13 protein-coding genes and 2 pseudogenes are annotated in these 15,764 nt (G+C 64.0%); 9 read left to right on the top strand and 6 right to left on the bottom strand.

The genetic code is table 11. The features are described from left to right. Positions 1 to 8: 8 nt before the first annotated feature. From D9X30_RS08905 to D9X30_RS08895, 3 genes and pseudogenes are all read right to left on the bottom strand, one after another. Positions 9 to 1,208 carry a polysaccharide biosynthesis/export family protein gene (locus D9X30_RS08905; RefSeq protein WP_153949672.1) on the bottom strand — a complete coding sequence of 400 codons (1,200 nt, stop codon included), beginning with the start codon at positions 1,206 to 1,208 and terminating at the stop codon, positions 9 to 11. Next, positions 1,189 to 1,812, bottom strand: a pseudogene (locus D9X30_RS08900) (sugar transferase); the annotation flags it as partial. The pseudogene D9X30_RS08900 and the gene D9X30_RS08905, both read right to left, overlap by 20 nt. A 150-nt stretch (positions 1,813 to 1,962) precedes the next feature. Then, a complete protein-coding gene (locus D9X30_RS08895) occupies positions 1,963 to 3,471 on the bottom strand; it encodes a mannose-1-phosphate guanylyltransferase/mannose-6-phosphate isomerase (protein ID WP_153949669.1) in 1,509 nt (502 codons plus the stop codon). A 535-nt stretch (positions 3,472 to 4,006) separates the two neighbouring features. Between D9X30_RS08895 and D9X30_RS08890 the strand changes: the two genes are divergently transcribed. The 6 genes from D9X30_RS08890 to D9X30_RS08865 all read left to right on the top strand — a co-directional run bounded on the left by D9X30_RS08890 (position 4,007) and on the right by D9X30_RS08865 (position 9,554). Continuing rightward, positions 4,007 to 5,038, top strand: a complete 1,032-nt coding sequence (locus D9X30_RS08890; RefSeq protein ID WP_153949668.1) for a GlxA family transcriptional regulator — start codon at positions 4,007 to 4,009, stop codon at positions 5,036 to 5,038. Between the two features lie 12 nt (positions 5,039 to 5,050). Beyond that, a complete protein-coding gene (locus tag D9X30_RS08885; RefSeq protein ID WP_153949667.1) occupies positions 5,051 to 5,854 on the top strand; it encodes a 2OG-Fe(II) oxygenase in 804 nt (267 codons plus the stop codon). Between the two features lie 18 nt (positions 5,855 to 5,872). Beyond that, positions 5,873 to 6,952: a dTDP-glucose 4,6-dehydratase gene (gene rfbB / locus D9X30_RS08880; RefSeq protein WP_153949666.1), complete on the top strand. Its 1,080-nt coding sequence runs from the start codon at positions 5,873 to 5,875 to the stop codon at positions 6,950 to 6,952. After that, positions 6,942 to 7,871, top strand: a complete 930-nt coding sequence (gene rfbD / locus D9X30_RS08875; protein ID WP_153949665.1) for a dTDP-4-dehydrorhamnose reductase — start codon at positions 6,942 to 6,944, stop codon at positions 7,869 to 7,871. The genes rfbB and rfbD overlap by 11 nt, the downstream gene beginning before the upstream one ends. A 9-nt stretch (positions 7,872 to 7,880) precedes the next feature. Further along, positions 7,881 to 8,432: a dTDP-4-dehydrorhamnose 3,5-epimerase gene (rfbC, locus tag D9X30_RS08870; protein WP_153949664.1), complete on the top strand. Its 552-nt coding sequence runs from the start codon at positions 7,881 to 7,883 to the stop codon at positions 8,430 to 8,432. Positions 8,433 to 8,504: 72 nt separating this feature from the next. Beyond that, entirely contained in the window at positions 8,505 to 9,554 is a 1,050-nt protein-coding gene (locus D9X30_RS08865; protein ID WP_228771067.1) for a Bug family tripartite tricarboxylate transporter substrate binding protein, read from the top strand. Positions 9,555 to 9,731: 177 nt separating this feature from the next. On the opposite strand, the gene D9X30_RS29710 is transcribed toward D9X30_RS08865, so the two are convergent. Both D9X30_RS29710 and D9X30_RS29705 read right to left on the bottom strand, forming a co-directional pair. Then, positions 9,732 to 10,031, bottom strand: coding sequence for a glutaminase (locus D9X30_RS29710; protein WP_283780784.1), 300 nt, complete (start codon positions 10,029 to 10,031; stop codon positions 9,732 to 9,734). Positions 10,032 to 10,107: 76 nt separating this feature from the next. Continuing rightward, positions 10,108 to 10,563: pseudogene (locus D9X30_RS29705) on the bottom strand (glutaminase); the annotation flags it as partial. Between the two features lie 655 nt (positions 10,564 to 11,218). Here D9X30_RS29705 and D9X30_RS08855 point away from each other — a divergent pair. Continuing rightward, a complete protein-coding gene (locus tag D9X30_RS08855) occupies positions 11,219 to 12,226 on the top strand; it encodes an SLC13 family permease (RefSeq protein ID WP_283780783.1) in 1,008 nt (335 codons plus the stop codon). Here the strand turns inward: D9X30_RS08855 and D9X30_RS08850 are convergent. Continuing rightward, on the bottom strand, positions 12,140 to 13,162 hold the full coding sequence (locus D9X30_RS08850; protein WP_153949663.1) for a GlxA family transcriptional regulator: 1,023 nt from the start codon (positions 13,160 to 13,162) through the stop codon (positions 12,140 to 12,142). The two genes, D9X30_RS08855 and D9X30_RS08850, sit on opposite strands and share 87 nt — an antisense overlap. 49 nt (positions 13,163 to 13,211) lie before the next feature. On the opposite strand from D9X30_RS08850, the gene D9X30_RS08845 reads away from it, so the two are divergent. Together D9X30_RS08845 and D9X30_RS08840 are read left to right on the top strand one after the other, a co-directional pair. Then, positions 13,212 to 14,303 carry a DJ-1/PfpI family protein gene (locus tag D9X30_RS08845; RefSeq protein WP_194946588.1) on the top strand — a complete coding sequence of 364 codons (1,092 nt, stop codon included), beginning with the start codon at positions 13,212 to 13,214 and terminating at the stop codon, positions 14,301 to 14,303. Between the two features lie 164 nt (positions 14,304 to 14,467). Continuing rightward, positions 14,468 to 15,274 (top strand): phosphodiesterase, encoded by an 807-nt coding sequence (locus D9X30_RS08840; RefSeq protein WP_153949660.1) that lies wholly within the window; start codon positions 14,468 to 14,470, stop codon positions 15,272 to 15,274. The last annotated feature ends 490 nt before the right edge of the window (positions 15,275 to 15,764 follow it).

Here is a 15,764-nt window from a genome sequence, read left to right as displayed (position 1 = left end):
CGCAAGGCCTACGGCGCCAGCGCACGGCTTGCCGTCGCGGTCTGCGCGGTCGGCAGTAGCAGGCTGACCACCCGGCTCCAGCGCACGAGTGAAGAGGTGTCGACGAACACCACGTCGTTCGCCTGGAGCGCGAACCCGTCGGCCAGCGCCATCGCCGAAGGCGTGCTGGCATCCAGATGGAAGACCCGGGGCTGCGTGCCGCCGTTGCCGCGCACCACATACACCTGCTGCGCATCGCCCGAATACTGGCTCACACCGCCGGCATCGCCCAGCGCCTGGTTCAGGCTCAACTTGCCATTGTTCATCGTCAGCGCGGCGTTGCGGGCCACCTCGCCAATCACATAGACCTTGCTGTCGTTCGCGGCATAGACACGCACGAGATCCCCATCGCGCAGCAGGATGTCGGACGGATTCGCGCCCTTCGCGATCAGGTCGGGCAGGTTCACGCGCGCCGTTTGCTCGCCGCGCGTGACGGCGATCCACGAGCGGTCGGCCGCCGCGCTGAACCCGCCGGCGCGGTTGATGGCCTCGGGCAGCGTCATCGGCACGTCGTTGATGATCTGCAGGCCGGCCTGTTGCACGGCGCCGTCCATGTACACGCGCTTGCTGCGATATGCCTGGATACGCAGCGTCACCTGTGGATTGCGCACGTATTCGGCCAGCCGCTGCGTGAGCCGGTCGCGCGCTTCGGCCTCGGTCAGACCTGCGACCGGCACCATGCCGACAAACGCGTACTGAACATTGCCGCGTGCATCGACGGTGTATCCCGTGACCACGGCATTCGATCCCGACGTATCGACGCCGCTGGTCACCTGCAGCGCAGGCAGGTTCAGTTCCGGGTGCCCCCAGACCACGATGCTGAGCACATCGCCCGGGCCCAGCACGTAGGGCCGCGGCTTGTCGAACAGCGCGCGCACCTCCGGTGGCACGCCCTCGGGCTGCGCCGCACGCTGCGACGCAAGCAGCGCGCTGTCGATCTCGACCAGGCTGTCGCGCGACACGGACTGCACGCCCTGCATCGGCGGCAGACTGGTTGCCGGCGCGGCTGGCTGCGCCGATTCCCTGCCCGGCTGCGGCGCCGGCGTGGTGGCCTTGTAGGTCATGCCAGGCGCCATGGCACAGCCGCCCACGAAGTGCAGTACCACGCCCCACAGCAGGACGGCAGCCAGGCGCTTGCGCCAGGGCAGGTCAGTATGCGCCACGACCATGGATCACCACACCTATTGTCTTGAACAGGATCACGATATCGCCGGCAAAGGTCCAGTTGCGGACGTAGGCGACATCCAGCGTCACGCGCTTGTCGTAGTCGGCGTCGTTGCGTCCGCTGACCTGCCAGAGCCCCGTGATGCCAGGCAGCACGCGCAGGTAGTACGACACCGATTCGCCGTAGCGTTCCAGCTCCTTTTCCACGACCGGACGCGGCCCCACCAGGCTCATGTCGCCGCGCACCACGTTCCATAGCTGCGGCAGCTCGTCGATACTGGTCTTGCGGATGAAGCGCCCCAACGCCGTGACGCGGACATCGTTGCGCAGCTTGAAATCCTTTTCCCACTCGGCGCGTGCCACCGGATCGCTGGCGAGCAGCTCCTTGAGTACCGCATCGGCATTGCGCACCATCGAGCGAAACTTCAGGCATCGGAACTTCCGGCCATCCATCCCGACCCGGGTATGGCCAAACACGCACGGGCCGCCGTCGCGCATCACGAGCAGGGCCACCGTCAGCATCAGCGGCGACAGCAGCAGCAACAGCACCAGCGCCGCGCCGACGTCGAACGCGCGCTTGGCGGCATGGCCGTAAGCGCCGGCGTAACGCCGCCCGGCGTCGTGCGACGGTGTGTAGACATCGGCCAGGGCCGGAGACAGGGCCGGCGCTGCCGCGGTAAAGCGCGCCGGCAGGATGCCGGATCTGGCAAGCAGTGATTTGATGAATCGCATAGCCTTCTCCCGTAAGCCGCGCGATGTTCAGGCGCAGCGCCCGTAGGTATCGGCGATGCGGACGATGTCGTCTTCGCCGAGGTAGGCGCCCGATTGCACCTCGATGACTTCGAGCGGCAGCTTCCCGGGGTTTTCCAGGCGGTGCGTGACGCCAATCGGGATATAGGTCGACTCGTTCTCGCTCAGCAGGAACTGCTCTTCGCCACGCGTGACGCGTGCCGTGCCCCGCACCACGGTCCAGTGTTCGGCGCGGTGGTGGTGTAGCTGCAGCGATAGCGATGCCCCAGGGTGCACGACGATGTGCTTGACCTGAAAGCGCTCGCCTTGATCGAGCGAGTCGTAGCATCCCCACGGCCGCTGCACCTTGCGATGGTTCTCGGCCTCGCTGCCCTGCTGCCGGGCAAGCCGTTCCACCAGCCCCTTGACGCCCTGCACTTGGGAGCGGTCCACGACCAGCACGGCATCGGGGGTTTCCACCACGATCAGGTTCGTGGTACCTACGCACGCCACCAGCCGGCCGTCGGCGTGGACATAGCACGAGGTAGCGCCTTCGTACATCACCCGGCCGCGCGCGGCATTGCCGTCGCCGTCCTTGTCGATGGCATCCCATACGGCGTCCCAAGAGCCCAGGTCCGACCAGCCCGCCACCAACGGCACCACCACGCCCTGCACGCCATCGGTGCGCGCCAGGTGCTCCATGACGGCGTAGTCGATCGAGTCAGACGGGATTGCGGCGAACGCCGTGGCATCCGGGTGGAAGTACGTGCCGTCCTGGCGACCCTGCGCGAAGGCACTGGCGCACGCCGCGTGCATGTCTGGCTGCAGGCGCTGCAGCGTCGCCAGCCACGTACTGGCGCGTACGACGAAGATGCCGCTGTTCCACCAGTACTCGCCAGACGCCACGTACTGCTGCGCAAGCTCGGCGGCCGGCTTTTCGACAAAGCTGTCGATGGCGCGCGCCACGCCGCCCAGCGCAGCGCCGATGCGGATATAGCCGTAGCCGGTATCGGGGCGGGTAGGCGGCACGCCGAGCGTCACGATGGCGCCCTGCTCCGCGAACCGGGCGGCATGCGCGATGGCGTAGCCGAATGCCTCCGTATCGGCGATGACATGGTCGGCTGGCATGACCACGAGGATGCCGTCTTCACCCTGCCCCATCGCCAGCAGCGCAGCCAGTGTGAGCGCCGGCGCCGTGTTGCGCCCAGCCGGCTCCACCACGATCTGTGCCGCTGTGCCGGACGCGGCAAGCTGCTGCGCCGTCATGAACCGATGCGGCTCGCCGCACACAATGATCGCAGCGGCATCGCCGGGACGACCATCGCGCAGCACCGCCATGCGCCGCACCGTGGACTGCAGCAGCGAGTCACGCCCGATCACATCGATCAGCTGCTTCGGATAGTGCTTGCGGGACAGCGGCCAAAGCCGTGTACCCGCCCCCCCGGCCAGTACCACGGGGCGGATCCGCAGCGCGCTCTGGACGCCGCCGGGCGTGACGGCGGCATGGGAAGGGAGATCGGCGGGGTCAGTGATAGGCATGCTGGGCTCCTGTTCGGGCAGCGCTTGCGGCATGAAACCGCTTTGCTGCACCGAAGCATAGATGCGCAGGAATGCACCATTTGACCGATGGCCGATAATGCAGAGGATTTGACCGATGCAACTTGAAAACCGGCAATAAAACGTATTCGCGGTGATACAAGACCATTATGTCATCACGCGGCCTTACTGATATGCGTGCACGATTCCCGTCTGCGGTGCGCGAATGCACCGCAACGCATCCAAGCAGAATCCGCATTGCACAATGGCAGTGAAGTCTCTGATTTGGTTGATGTTATTCGCATATCCACATGCAGGGACGGCTGGACGTGGCGTAACAATTACTAAAATTGATTCATTTCTGATAATCGTGTTGCGGCGTATTGCGCATTTTCTCGCTGATTTTTAATGGCACCCGCGCCAATCGGCCAACATCACGGAAAAATCGGCCACGGACCATTGTGCATTGCGGCAAGTTGGATATGATGCAATGCAATAGATTCGCCTTCGAATCGCCTTCGCAAAGGGTGGACAAGCCATGGATCACCTTGTCGAGATGCCTGCGCCGACCCGGCCCCCGGGGCCTTTTCCCATCGCCAGACATGCCAACACGCAACGCATTGGCCTGCTGTTGTTCGACGGATGCTCGCTCCTGACGGCAGGCATCATTGCCGAGGCCTTTCGCGTGGCGAACGAGCTGGAACTGCAACGCAACGGCCGGCCGTTCTACCAGTTGTCATTGCTGTCGTATCGCGGCGGCAACATCGCGTGTTCGTCGTCGGTGCGCATCTGGACCCAGGGTCTCGATGCGGCGGGGCAGCGGGGCTTTGGGGCCGTGTTCATCGCCTGCAGCGAGCGCGAGCCAGCCAGCGAGCGCGATGCCCGTGTGACCAGCGCCATCATGGAAGTCAGTGCATCGGCGCTGGAGCGCAGCACGTGGGGCCGCGGACTGCTGGCGCCACGGGTGTCGCGCGCCGAGGCGGCAAGCGGCCAGGAAGGGAATGCCGCGGCGGCCGCGTCAGTCTTCTGGTGCCGGGGCGGCGCGGACCATGCGCCCGAAATCATGCCGTCGGCCATCGACATGGCGCTCGCCCAGATCGAGGCCGACCTGGGCGCCGAGGTGGCCGACGAAGTGGCCAGGCAACTCGATCCGCGCCGCGAGACGATGGCCGAGATCGAGCCCTACGACACCGACGAGACGCCAGACCTCTCGACCGCCACGGCAAACAAGATCCTGGCCTCGGCGCGCTGGATCGCCGAGCACTACATGGAGCCCATTTCGGTTGCCGACGCCGCCCGCTTTGCGGCGATGAGCGAGCGCAATTACCTGCGCCGCTTCAAGTTCACGATGGGCGTGACGCCGTCGGAATACCTGTTGCAGACGCGGCTCGACATGATCTGCCAGTTGCTGGTCAAGACAACGCTGCCGGTGGACAAGGTTGCCCGGCGCTGCGGCATGGGCAACGGCGACCGGCTTGGCAAGATCTTCCGCAAGCGGTTTGCATTGTCGCCCACCGAGTATCGGAACCAGGGGCCGGCGAGCCCGGGGTCGGATCCCACCGCAACCTGAGGAGTGCTGAGCATGCGTAACGAATTGCTTGACCTGGCCAAACTCGACTGGATGGCGCGCGAACTCGCCGAGCCGTACAAGACCGCCCCGCCCTTCCCGCATGCCTGTATCGACGACTTCCTTGACCCGGACATCTACCGCGAAGCCAGCGATGCGTTCCCGAGCCGGAAGGAGGGCAGCTGGTTCAAGTATCAGTCGGCTGCCGAAAACCTCAAGCTCCAGATCCAGGACTTCTACGCCATTCCGCCTGCGCTGCGCGCCTTGATCGTCGAACTGAACGGCCCTGGCTTCATTCGGTTCCTGGAGACGCTGACCGGCGTGCGCGGGCTGGTGCCGGACCCCCACCTGCACGGCGGCGGGCTGCACCAGACGCTGCCCGGCGGCCATCTGGGCCTGCATATCGACTACAACTACCACCTGGAATGGAAGCTCGACCGACGGGTGAACGTACTGCTTTACCTGAACGACACCTGGGACGATAGCTGGGGCGGCCACCTGCAACTGTGGGACGAGGGCGTGCAGCATTGCGTGCAGAAGATCGCGCCCATCGGCAACCGGCTGGTCGTCTTCAATACGAACGAATGTTCCTGGCACGGGCACCCCGTGCCGCTGGCCTGCCCGCAAGGCGTCTCGCGGCGTTCGATCGCGCTCTACTACTATTCGAACGGTCGCCCCGAGGACGAGGTGGCAGACGTCCACACGACGCGCTTCCAGGCGGCACCCGGCGCCCGCTTTCCGCTGACGGCACGCGACATCCTGACCGGCATTACCCCGCCTTACGCCAAGGCCCTCGCGCGACGCATCGTAGGCCGCTGACCGGCGCAAGGGGGTCACATGTCATCCATACTCGTCACCGGCGGGGCCGGCTTCATCGGCGCGAACTTCGTGCTCGACTGGCTGCGAGGTCCGCCCGCGCGTCCGCCCGAGGCCGACCGCGTCATCAACGTCGACAAGCTCACCTACGCCGGAAACCGGCACAGCCTGGACGAACTCGATGGCGACGCGCGCCACATCTTCGTCCAGGCCGACATCGGCGATCGGGCAGCGATGGACAGCCTGCTTGCCCGGTACCGCCCGCGCGCGGTCATCCACTTTGCGGCGGAGAGCCACGTCGACCGGTCCATCCGCGGGCCGGCGGCCTTCATCGATACCAATATCGGCGGCACCTATACGCTGCTGGAAGCCGTGCGCGGCTATTGGAGTGCGTTGCCCGACGCCGAACAGGCGGGCTTCCGCTTCCTGCACGTCTCCACCGACGAGGTGTTCGGCTCCCTGGGGCCCGCTGACGCCCCGTTCTCGGAGACCACCCGCTACGCGCCGAACAGCCCCTACTCGGCGTCGAAGGCGGCTTCCGACCATCTTGTGCGCGCCTGGCACCATACCTATGGCTTGCCCGTCCTGACGACAAACTGCTCGAACAACTACGGCCCGTACCAGTTTCCGGAAAAACTGGTGCCGCTGATGATCGCCAGCGCGCTGGCGGGACAGCCGCTGCCGGTGTACGGCGACGGCGCGAACGTGCGCGACTGGCTCTATGTCGGCGACCACTGCGCCGCGATCCGCGAAGTGCTTGCGCGCGGGCAGGTTGGCGCGACCTATAACGTGGGCGGCTGGAGCGAGAAAACGAACCTCGAAGTCGTCCACGCGCTGTGCGACCAGCTCGACGCGCTGCAACCGCGCACCGCAGGCTCCTATCGCGACCTGATCCGCTTCGTGAAGGACCGCCCCGGCCACGACCGCCGCTACGCCATCGATGCCCGCAAGCTCGAACGCGAACTGGGCTTGCGCCCCGCCGAAACCTTCGAGACCGGCCTGGCCAGGACAGTCGCCTGGTACCTCGACAACCAGCCATGGGTACGTGACGTCATGTCAGGCGAGTACCGCAAGTGGGTGGAGACCCAATATGCCGCGTGACAACCTCGGCGTGCCCACGCTGCTCGTGACGGGCTGCAACGGCCAGATTGGCTTTGAATTGTGTCGTAGCCTCGCCCCGCTCGGTCGCGTGATCGCGCTGGACCACGCGGCATGCGACCTCACCCATACCGCCCGATTGCGCGATATCGTGCGGGACATTGCGCCCAGCGTCATCGTCAATGCGGCAGCCTATACGGCCGTCGACAAGGCCGAACATGACGCCGATCTGGCATTTGCCATCAATGGCGATGCACCCGGCATCCTCGCCGAAGAGGCAGGCGTGCTTGGCGCGATGCTCGTGCACTATTCCACCGACTACGTGTTCGATGGCACAGCGGATGGCCCGTACTCCGAAACGGATGCACCCAATCCTCTATCGGTCTACGGAGAAAGCAAGCTGGCCGGCGAAGAAGCGGTGCTCGCAACCCAGGCGACATCGCTGGTCTTGCGCACCAGCTGGGTCTTCGGCGCGTATGGCCGCAACTTCGCGAAAACCATGCTGAAACTCGGTCGTGACCGCGACACGCTGCGCATCGTGTCGGACCAGTTTGGCGCGCCCACGCCTGCCAGCCTTGTGGCCGACGTCACTGCGCACATCGTGGCCGGACACTGGCTCTCCGGGGACCGTGCGGCGTTCCCGTCGGGTCTCTATCACCTTGCCGCTGGCGGATACACGAACTGGCATGCCTATGCAGTGGAAGTGCTGAGCAAGGCCACCGCCCTCGGGGCAGTGCTCAAAGCCGATCCCGGCAAGATTCAGCCGATTGGCACGGCGGACTATCCATTGCCGGCCCGTCGCCCCGCGAACTCCCGGCTTGCCACGGGAAAGCTGCGGGAGACGTTCGGCCTGCACCTGCCGCACTGGCGAGACGGATTAAGCCTCGTCATGAGGCAAATGTTCTCCGAGACATCCTCCTAGAGGTGCGCCATGACCATGAACCTTGTTCCTACCCGGATCCCCGATGTGCTGATCGTCGAACCGAAGGTGTTTGGCGACGAGCGAGGATTCTTCTTCGAAAGCTTCAACGGCATCGAGTTTGAAGCCGCCACCGGGTTGAAGCGCAATTTCGTCCAGGACAATCACTCCCGGTCGGCCCGGAACGTGCTCCGCGGACTGCACTACCAGATTCGACATCCCCAGGGCAAGCTCGTGCGCGTCGTGTCGGGCGCAGTGTTTGACGTGGCCGTGGACCTGCGCAGCAGTTCGCCAACATTCGGTCAGTGGGTCGGCGAGGTGTTGTCCGCCGAAAACAAGCGCCAGTTGTGGATTCCGGAAGGATTTGCGCACGGGTTTCTCGTGCTGTCGGACTCCGCGGAATTCCTCTACAAGACCACGGATACCTGGCACCCGGAACACGAACGCTCACTGCGATGGAACGACGGGCGTGTCGCCATCGAATGGCCGCTAGCGGGCACGCCGATGGTGGCTGCCAAGGACGCTGCCGGGCGTACCCTTGACGAGGCCGAGGTGTTCGCCTGACCGTGCCGCCGCGGCAGCTGCCGTCGCTTTCGATATGAACCTGTAGCCGGGCGTCCGAAGCTGGCACGGACGTTGCTCCCTGATCCGCCACTGCATGTTGAACACAGACTTATTGGCATCTGGTCTTTCAGGGAGCGTTTGATGAAGAAGAAGATTGCGCACTGGGCAGCCTTGGCGCTGTCCTTTGGCGTGCTGGCTGTCGGTGCCGGCTGCGCACTGGCGCAGACGTATCCATCCAGGACGATCAGGCTGGTGGTGCCTTTTCCGCCAGCCGGCGCCACTGACGTCCTGGGCAGGGCCATTGCGCAGAAGCTGTCCGAAGGCCTTGGACAGCCGGTGGTGGTCGAGAACCGGCCTGGTGCAGGCAGCACCATCGGATCGGACATCGTTGCGAAAGCGGCACCGGATGGCTACACGCTATTGCTGGCGTCAGGCTCGCTTGCCATCGCATCGAACCTATACCCCAGGCTGGGCTTCGATATTCTGAAAAGCTTCACGCCAATCTCGCTGGTGGGCCATGTACCCCATATGCTGGTCGTGAACCCTTCGGTCCCGGCGAATTCGGTCAAGGAACTGATCGCGCTGGCCAAGGCGAAGCCCGGACAAATCAGCGCCGCTTCGCAAGGAAACGGCACGCTGTCTCACCTTGAACTGGAAATGTTCAAGTTGTCCACTGGCGCCGACATGCTTCATGTCCCGTATAAAGGCAGCAATAACGTCATGCCCGATCTGCTTGCCGGCAATGTCTCGGTGTTCTTTGATAGCGTGCCGTCTTCCATGCCGCTGGTGAAGAGCGGCAAGCTGAAAGCACTTGGCGTCGTAGAGGCCAGGCGCCTGCCAATGAGCCCGGACATTCCGACGCTGGCCGAAGCCGGACTTCCCGGGTTCGACGTGAAGAACTGGTTCGCGCTACTGGCACCTGCAGGCGTATCGCCGGAGATCGTCGAGTTGCTCAACACGCAGGTCCAGAAGGCAGTGGCCGCGCCGGATTTTGCTGCGCGGCTGGCCGACCAGGGCGTCATCCTGGAAGGCAGCACGCCGAAGCAGTTGTCCATGCTGATGCAATCGGACGTCGCAAAGTGGGGCAAGATCGTCAAAAGTGCAAACGTGCACCTGAATTGAGCGTAGCGGCGCGGGGATCTGACCGCTGCCGCGGACGATTCAGGCCCGGGAATGCCATGCCTTGCGCCGACGGACCGCCTCATTGTGGACGGCCGGCCAGCAAGGATTCGATTGCCCGTACCCTGCAGGGCTCTCAAACAGGGCTACCGGGCGTGCCTCGCACCGGGCCGGACTGGGCTATCCGGATCTAGGGGCCGCAGGCTCGGAAATGAACAAGTTGAGACCCAGATGCTCGGACAGGAACCGCATGACCAGCTGACCACGCACACTGTTGCCGGCGGCATCCAGTGGGGGCGAATATGTCGCCACTGCGCCTTTGCCGGGTGCGATCGTCAGGATGCCCCCACTGACGCCGCTCTTGCCTGGCAGGCCCACGTCGTACAGCCAGCTCCCCGAGCGCTCGTACAGACCCGCTGTCGCCATGACCGCCAGTACACGCTGACATGTCGAGGCCCTGACGACCTGCTCGCCCGTCACTGGATGGACGCCCCCCGCTGGCCAAGGTAGCACCCATCAGCGCAAGGTCGCGCGCACTGACCAGCAGGGCGCATTGCCGCGTGTAGACGTCCACAGCTTCATCCGGATCGCAATAAAGCCGGCCATGCCCGCGCAGGAGGTGTGCTAAGCCCGCGTTGCGTTGGTTGGTGGCCGCTTCCGAGGCGTAGACGCGCGCATCGCATTCCAGTTCCCGCCCGGCGAAGCGAGACAACCCTTGGCGAACCTGATCCCAGCGGTCTTCGGCGTCAGTGCCTGGCACCAGGCTTGTCGCGGCAATCGCCCCGGCGTTGACGAGGGGATTACTGGTGCCATCGGCGCGCAGTTCCATCGCCATGATGGAGTTGAAGGGCAGGCCGGTAGCGTCTACGCCAAGCCGCGCCGCGGCCTCTTCGGCGCCAAGCGCGTCGCATATCAGCGCGAATATGAAAGGCTTGGACACGCTCTGGATCGAAAACGGCTGTGCCGCATCGCCGACCATGAACGTGTCCCCCCGCGTGTTGGCAACGCAAATGCCGAAGGCGGAGGCATCCGCTTCGGCCAGCGCCGGGATGTAGTCGGCCAGCTTGCCGCCGGCTTCATCGCGGAAGCGCTCGTAAGCCGCTTCGACCAGCGACCTGACCGCGTCGTGCCCGGGCAGATTGCCAGTGGAAACAAAGGGGGGGTGTCAGCGCGGTCGACGAGGCCATCTTTGCTTTCCTCCTTCCAGTTCAACCCAACAGGCCGATCCAGAGCGTACGAATCGCTCTGGAGAACCCGTCCGCAATTTCGGTCAGGTCATATCCCGGATACGCCCTTTCCGGGCCGCCCTGAGTCTCATTATTGAGGCCCGAAAAGCAAACAGTGAGTACTTTCGACGGGATTAGCCCAAGGTCCAATGGCGAAAGCGGCATAGTCCACCAAATTAGACGCAGATGTCGCGTCGTACGCTGCCTGGCGTCGACATGGAGCCGTAGACGCGACGGGAATGCCCGCGCCACTTATCGGTTGGCGTGGCTTTCTGACATCGACCGGAGGGTGTCCTTACCGACCGTGGTCAACGGCAGCGGCGCAGGGTTGCTGGCATATCCGGAACTCGGCCCCGACGAACGTGCGGCCCTGCAACGCAGTGCACGCATCGTCAAAGAGACGACTCACAGTGTGCTCCAGGGCCGGTAGCCCTTTTTTCAGTGCACCGGACCGGCCGCATCAGCAGCCAACCAGGAGGTTCATCATGGCCATCTCCCCCCAAGGACTCCCCGGCCGGAAGTTCGCCGACCAGCAAGGCATCGCCGCCGGCGGGACATTTGGGCAAGGCTTGGCGTTTGCTTGTGCCGGTTGGACTTGGCATCGTCCTGTGGTACCTGCCGTCACCGAATGGGCTCCAGCCCAAAGCCTGGCACATGTTCGCCGTGTTCGTGGCAACCATCGCCGGTATCACGACTGCGCCCTTGCCGATGTCGGCGGTGGCCCTAATCGGGTCCACGGTGGGCGTGCTCGTCGGCGTACTCGCCTTTGCCGACGTTACCAAATCGACGGGCACAGATCTGGTCTGGCTGGTGATGCTCGCCTTTTTCATCTCGCGGGGCGTGATCAAGACCGGACTTGGCCGCCGCATCGCGCTGATGTTCATGCGTCTACTGGGCAAGCGGACACTGGGACTCGGTTATGGTCTTGCGCTAACCGAGTTGATTATCTCGCCGGCGGTGCCGAGCATCACCGCCCGCGCAGGCGGCGTGATGTTGCCGATCACCCGGGCCATTTCGGAAATCCTCGGCAGCCATGCGAATGATCCCGAATCCCGCGGCAAGGTCGGCACCTATCTGATCCTATGTGCCTTTCATGCCAACATCATTACAGCGGGCATGTTCATCACGGCCATGGCGGGTAACCCGCTCGCCGTCAAGCTTGCAGCCGATCAGGGTGTTTCCATCAATTGGCTCGAATGGGCGGTGGCGGCCTCTGTCCCGGGCTTGCTGTGCCTGGCCATTATTCCCGTCGCCATGCTGTGGATTGCGCAGCCGCGAATCCGCGAGACGCCGGACGCAACCAGCCTCGCCCAGCGGGAGCTCTCTGCCATGGAGAGGGCTACCGGGGGAGACCTCATGCATTCAAACCGACTTTCCGCCATTCGAGCGGTACGAGTCAGGAGTGCAGCCCTTCTCTCGACCGAAGCTGCGCTGAAAGGCGTCCACTGACCGGAAGCCACTCGCCGAGGCGATCTTTTCCTGCGGCCAATCCGTTTGCAGAAGTAACGTCGTGGCCCGGTCCAATCGCGCCCGCATGACAAAGGCTGCAGGCGTGCTGCCGGTCGCGGCCACAAATGCCCTGGCCAGATTGCGCGGGCTCATGAGGACCCTACGCGCCATCGCTTCGACCGAAAGATCGCCTGCCAGATTGTTCATGACCCAGGTCACCAACCCTCGCACGCGCGGCGTTGCGCCGGCCTGTGCCGCCAACGTGCGACTGTCCTGCGATTCGGTGCTGCCGCGCAGCATGTAGACGGCCAGATTGCGTGCGATCTCTATCGCCACGGGCTGACCCAGATCGGCCTCAATCATCGCGAGGGTCATGTCGAGTCCCGTGGTAACGCCAGCGGAAGTCCAGAGACCATCGTCACACACATAGATGGGGTCGTTCAGTACGTGGGCCTTGGGAAACATCGATTGCAGCATCGCGCACGCATTCCTGTGCGTCGTGCATTGCCTGCCGTCGAGAAGGCCGGCTGCGGCCAGCGCAAACGCACCGGTACACACACTGGCCACGCGTCGGACCTCGGGGGCCATGTGCGCCACCCATTCGCCAACCCCTTGCTCGACAATGGCAGCACGCAAGGCAGGCTCATCGCCGCCTGCCACGATAAGGGTGTCGATGGGCGCCGCTACTGCGCTCAGGGCTTCGGTCGCGGCAATGGTCAGGCCAGCGTTGGTTCTGACATCCCCGCCGCTCGGCGAGGCAATCGTCAGTCGATAAGCACCCGGAACGTACTCGGCTGCCTTGCTCAGTGCACTGGCCGGCCCGGCCACGTCGATGGCTTCGACCCCGTCGAATGCCACCACAACAACGTGGCGGGTCGACACCGCGCCGGTGCCAACGCTGGCAGAAAGTGCGGCAATGTTGTCCTTGCTCGCCATCAGCGTGCTCCGTACCCTGCGGGCATGTTCAGGATTTCGAGAAAATAGCGTGGCATTCCCGTTCAGGTTCGTCTGGATCGTTGTGATGGCCAGTCTGCAGATGGCCAGCGGGTCAGCCCACGGCGGGGATTCTATCTCCGCCGGGGACATGCCGATCCCTTCCCCACGCCAGAAACAGCCCGTCATTGCCGTGCTTGCGCTTAACGAAGGTACGGAAACCACTGATTTTCTGGTGCCCTACGCCGTATTGCGCCGGGCAAACGTTGCCACCGTAGAGGCCGTGGCGTCAAAACCGGGACGCGTAAATCTGATGCCCGCCCTCGCCGTCCACCTGCCCAATGACGTGGCGTCTTTTGACAGCCGATATCCAAAGGGCGCGGACTACGTCATCGTGCCGGCGATGCATGCCGACGATGACCCCGTCATCATCGGCTGGATTCGCGCCCAGGCTGCAAAAGGTGCGGTAATCGTAGCGATATGCTCAGGCGCGCGGGTGGTGGGCAACGCGGGACTTCTCGATCATCGTCGGTTCGCCGGGCACTGGTATGACAGGGCCACACTGCTTGGCAGACATCCGGGTGCCTCCCACGTGCCCAATCGCCGCTACGTTGCCGACCGCGGCATCATCTCGACAACAGGCGTCAGCGCATCCGTGCCGATCAGTGTGGCCATTGTCCAAGCCATCGCCGGCCGGGCGCAGGCGAGATCGGTGGCCGCTTCGATTGGCGTGAGCGATTGGGGGACCACCCATGATGCCGCCCCATTCCGCATCGATGCGCGCAGCCTCCGGACGCTCGTCACCAATACCCTCACGTTCTGGCGACACGAAACCATGGCGATTCCCGTGATGGATGGCATCGATGACATTCAGCTCGCCCTGGCCGCGGACGCCTGGTCGCGGACCTACAGATCCACGGCCGTCGCCGTAGCATCAGGTCTCGTACGGATGCGCAGCGGCTTGACGCTTGAGCCGGCATCGCCCGCTGCCCACGGTAACGCCTATCGGGTACGTTTGGAACCCGACACATTGCCGGCCAGGCAACTGCACAGCACGTTGATCGACATCGCGCAACGCTATGGTCACGCGACGCGCAAGCTGGTCGAACTCACTATGGAGTACGATGACCGAGGCGGCTTCTGACAACGTACCGGACCGACTCAGCCAGCTGACCAGTAATACCCAACGCAGGTGGGCGCCGGCCAGGATCACCATGCGGGCACGGTAAGCGTCGCTACGGCGGCTCTGGAGGCAATGAAAGCCGTCGGCTTCATCTCGGACGGAGGCAACAACAAGAGGGAAATCTCATGACCGTCGTTGCGCAACTCTCGGATGTCCATGTGCGACCCAAAGGCTTGCTGTATCAAAACCTCGTGGATTCCAATGCAATGCTGGTGTCGGCCGTAGAAGCCGTCAATCGCCTGCGCCCTGCCCCGGATGCCGTCCTGATTACCGGCGACCTGACCGACGACGGCTCGCCTGAGGCCTATGCCATGCTGAAAGCCATTCTTGGCGGGCTGGAACCTCGATACTTGCTGATGCCAGGCAACCACGACGACCGACGACATTTGCGTGAGGCTTTTCCCGACCAGCCTTGGCCATCGGCATCAGAAGACGGCCCTCTCAACTTCGCCTTTGACATCGGCGCCATTCGCTTCCTTGCCGTCGACACCACCGTTCCAGGATTCCACCATGGCGAGCTGGATCGTTCGACGCTGGCGTGGCTCGGTCACGAACTTGGTTCGAACAACGGCCGACGGTGTGTCATTGCCATGCATCATCCGCCGTTCAGCACCGGCATCCCCTATCTCGACAAGTACGGATTGCGCGATCTCGCTCCCTTCCGCGACCTGATCTCTCGACACGACAATATCGACCGCATTATCGCGGGACATGTTCACCGTACGATGCAGACGCGCATCGGTGCAGTGCCGGTGTCAACGTGTCCGAGCACCACAACGCAGATTGCCCTGCGTGTCCATGACGACGCCCTGCCGGCCTCTTATTTGGAACCCGCCGCCTTCCTGCTGCACCGTTGGGCGCCGGATACGGGCGAGGGTGTCACTCACCTCAGCTACGTGGGCCAGTTCGAGGGGCCCTTCCCGTTTGCTTGAGCGATCTGGCGGGCGCAACGCACCCACCGACCTTGCAGCGTCGTGCGCGGGTGCAGTCGCCCTCGCCAGGCGGCGCGGCGCGCGATTAACGAGATCGCGAAACCCATTCCAGGTAGACACGCTGCCGACCACAGGTAGTGGCCGGTTTTGGCGTCGACGAACGGTCGGCCGCCCTCTTCCGCGCGATATGTGAGCAATCACTCTCCGTTCGCTACAGGTTTTGTATTCGACGCGATCCAGGTCCGTGGTGTCGGAGCCCGACAGGCCGGCGGCGACCGATCCAGCGGGTCGCTGCTTCTGCAAAATGCAATTCGCGCTTGCAGCCCCCACACGCGACATCTGCATCCATCGCGGCGGACAAGAAAATGACGCGTATACGCATCGGTGTGACGTAAACTTCTTGCGGTTTACGTATACGGTCGCTATTCTACGGCCAACCATTTAATTGACGGAAAGCGTCTAAGTTTTGGGTTCAGCGCCGTTCAGGCGC

This window comes from Cupriavidus sp. U2 (assembly GCF_009663685.2).
In the GTDB taxonomy this organism is placed as follows: domain Bacteria; phylum Pseudomonadota; class Gammaproteobacteria; order Burkholderiales; family Burkholderiaceae; genus Cupriavidus; species Cupriavidus necator_C.
The sequence above is the reverse complement of the archived record's forward strand: the minus strand, read 5'-3'. Positions and strand labels throughout refer to the sequence as shown.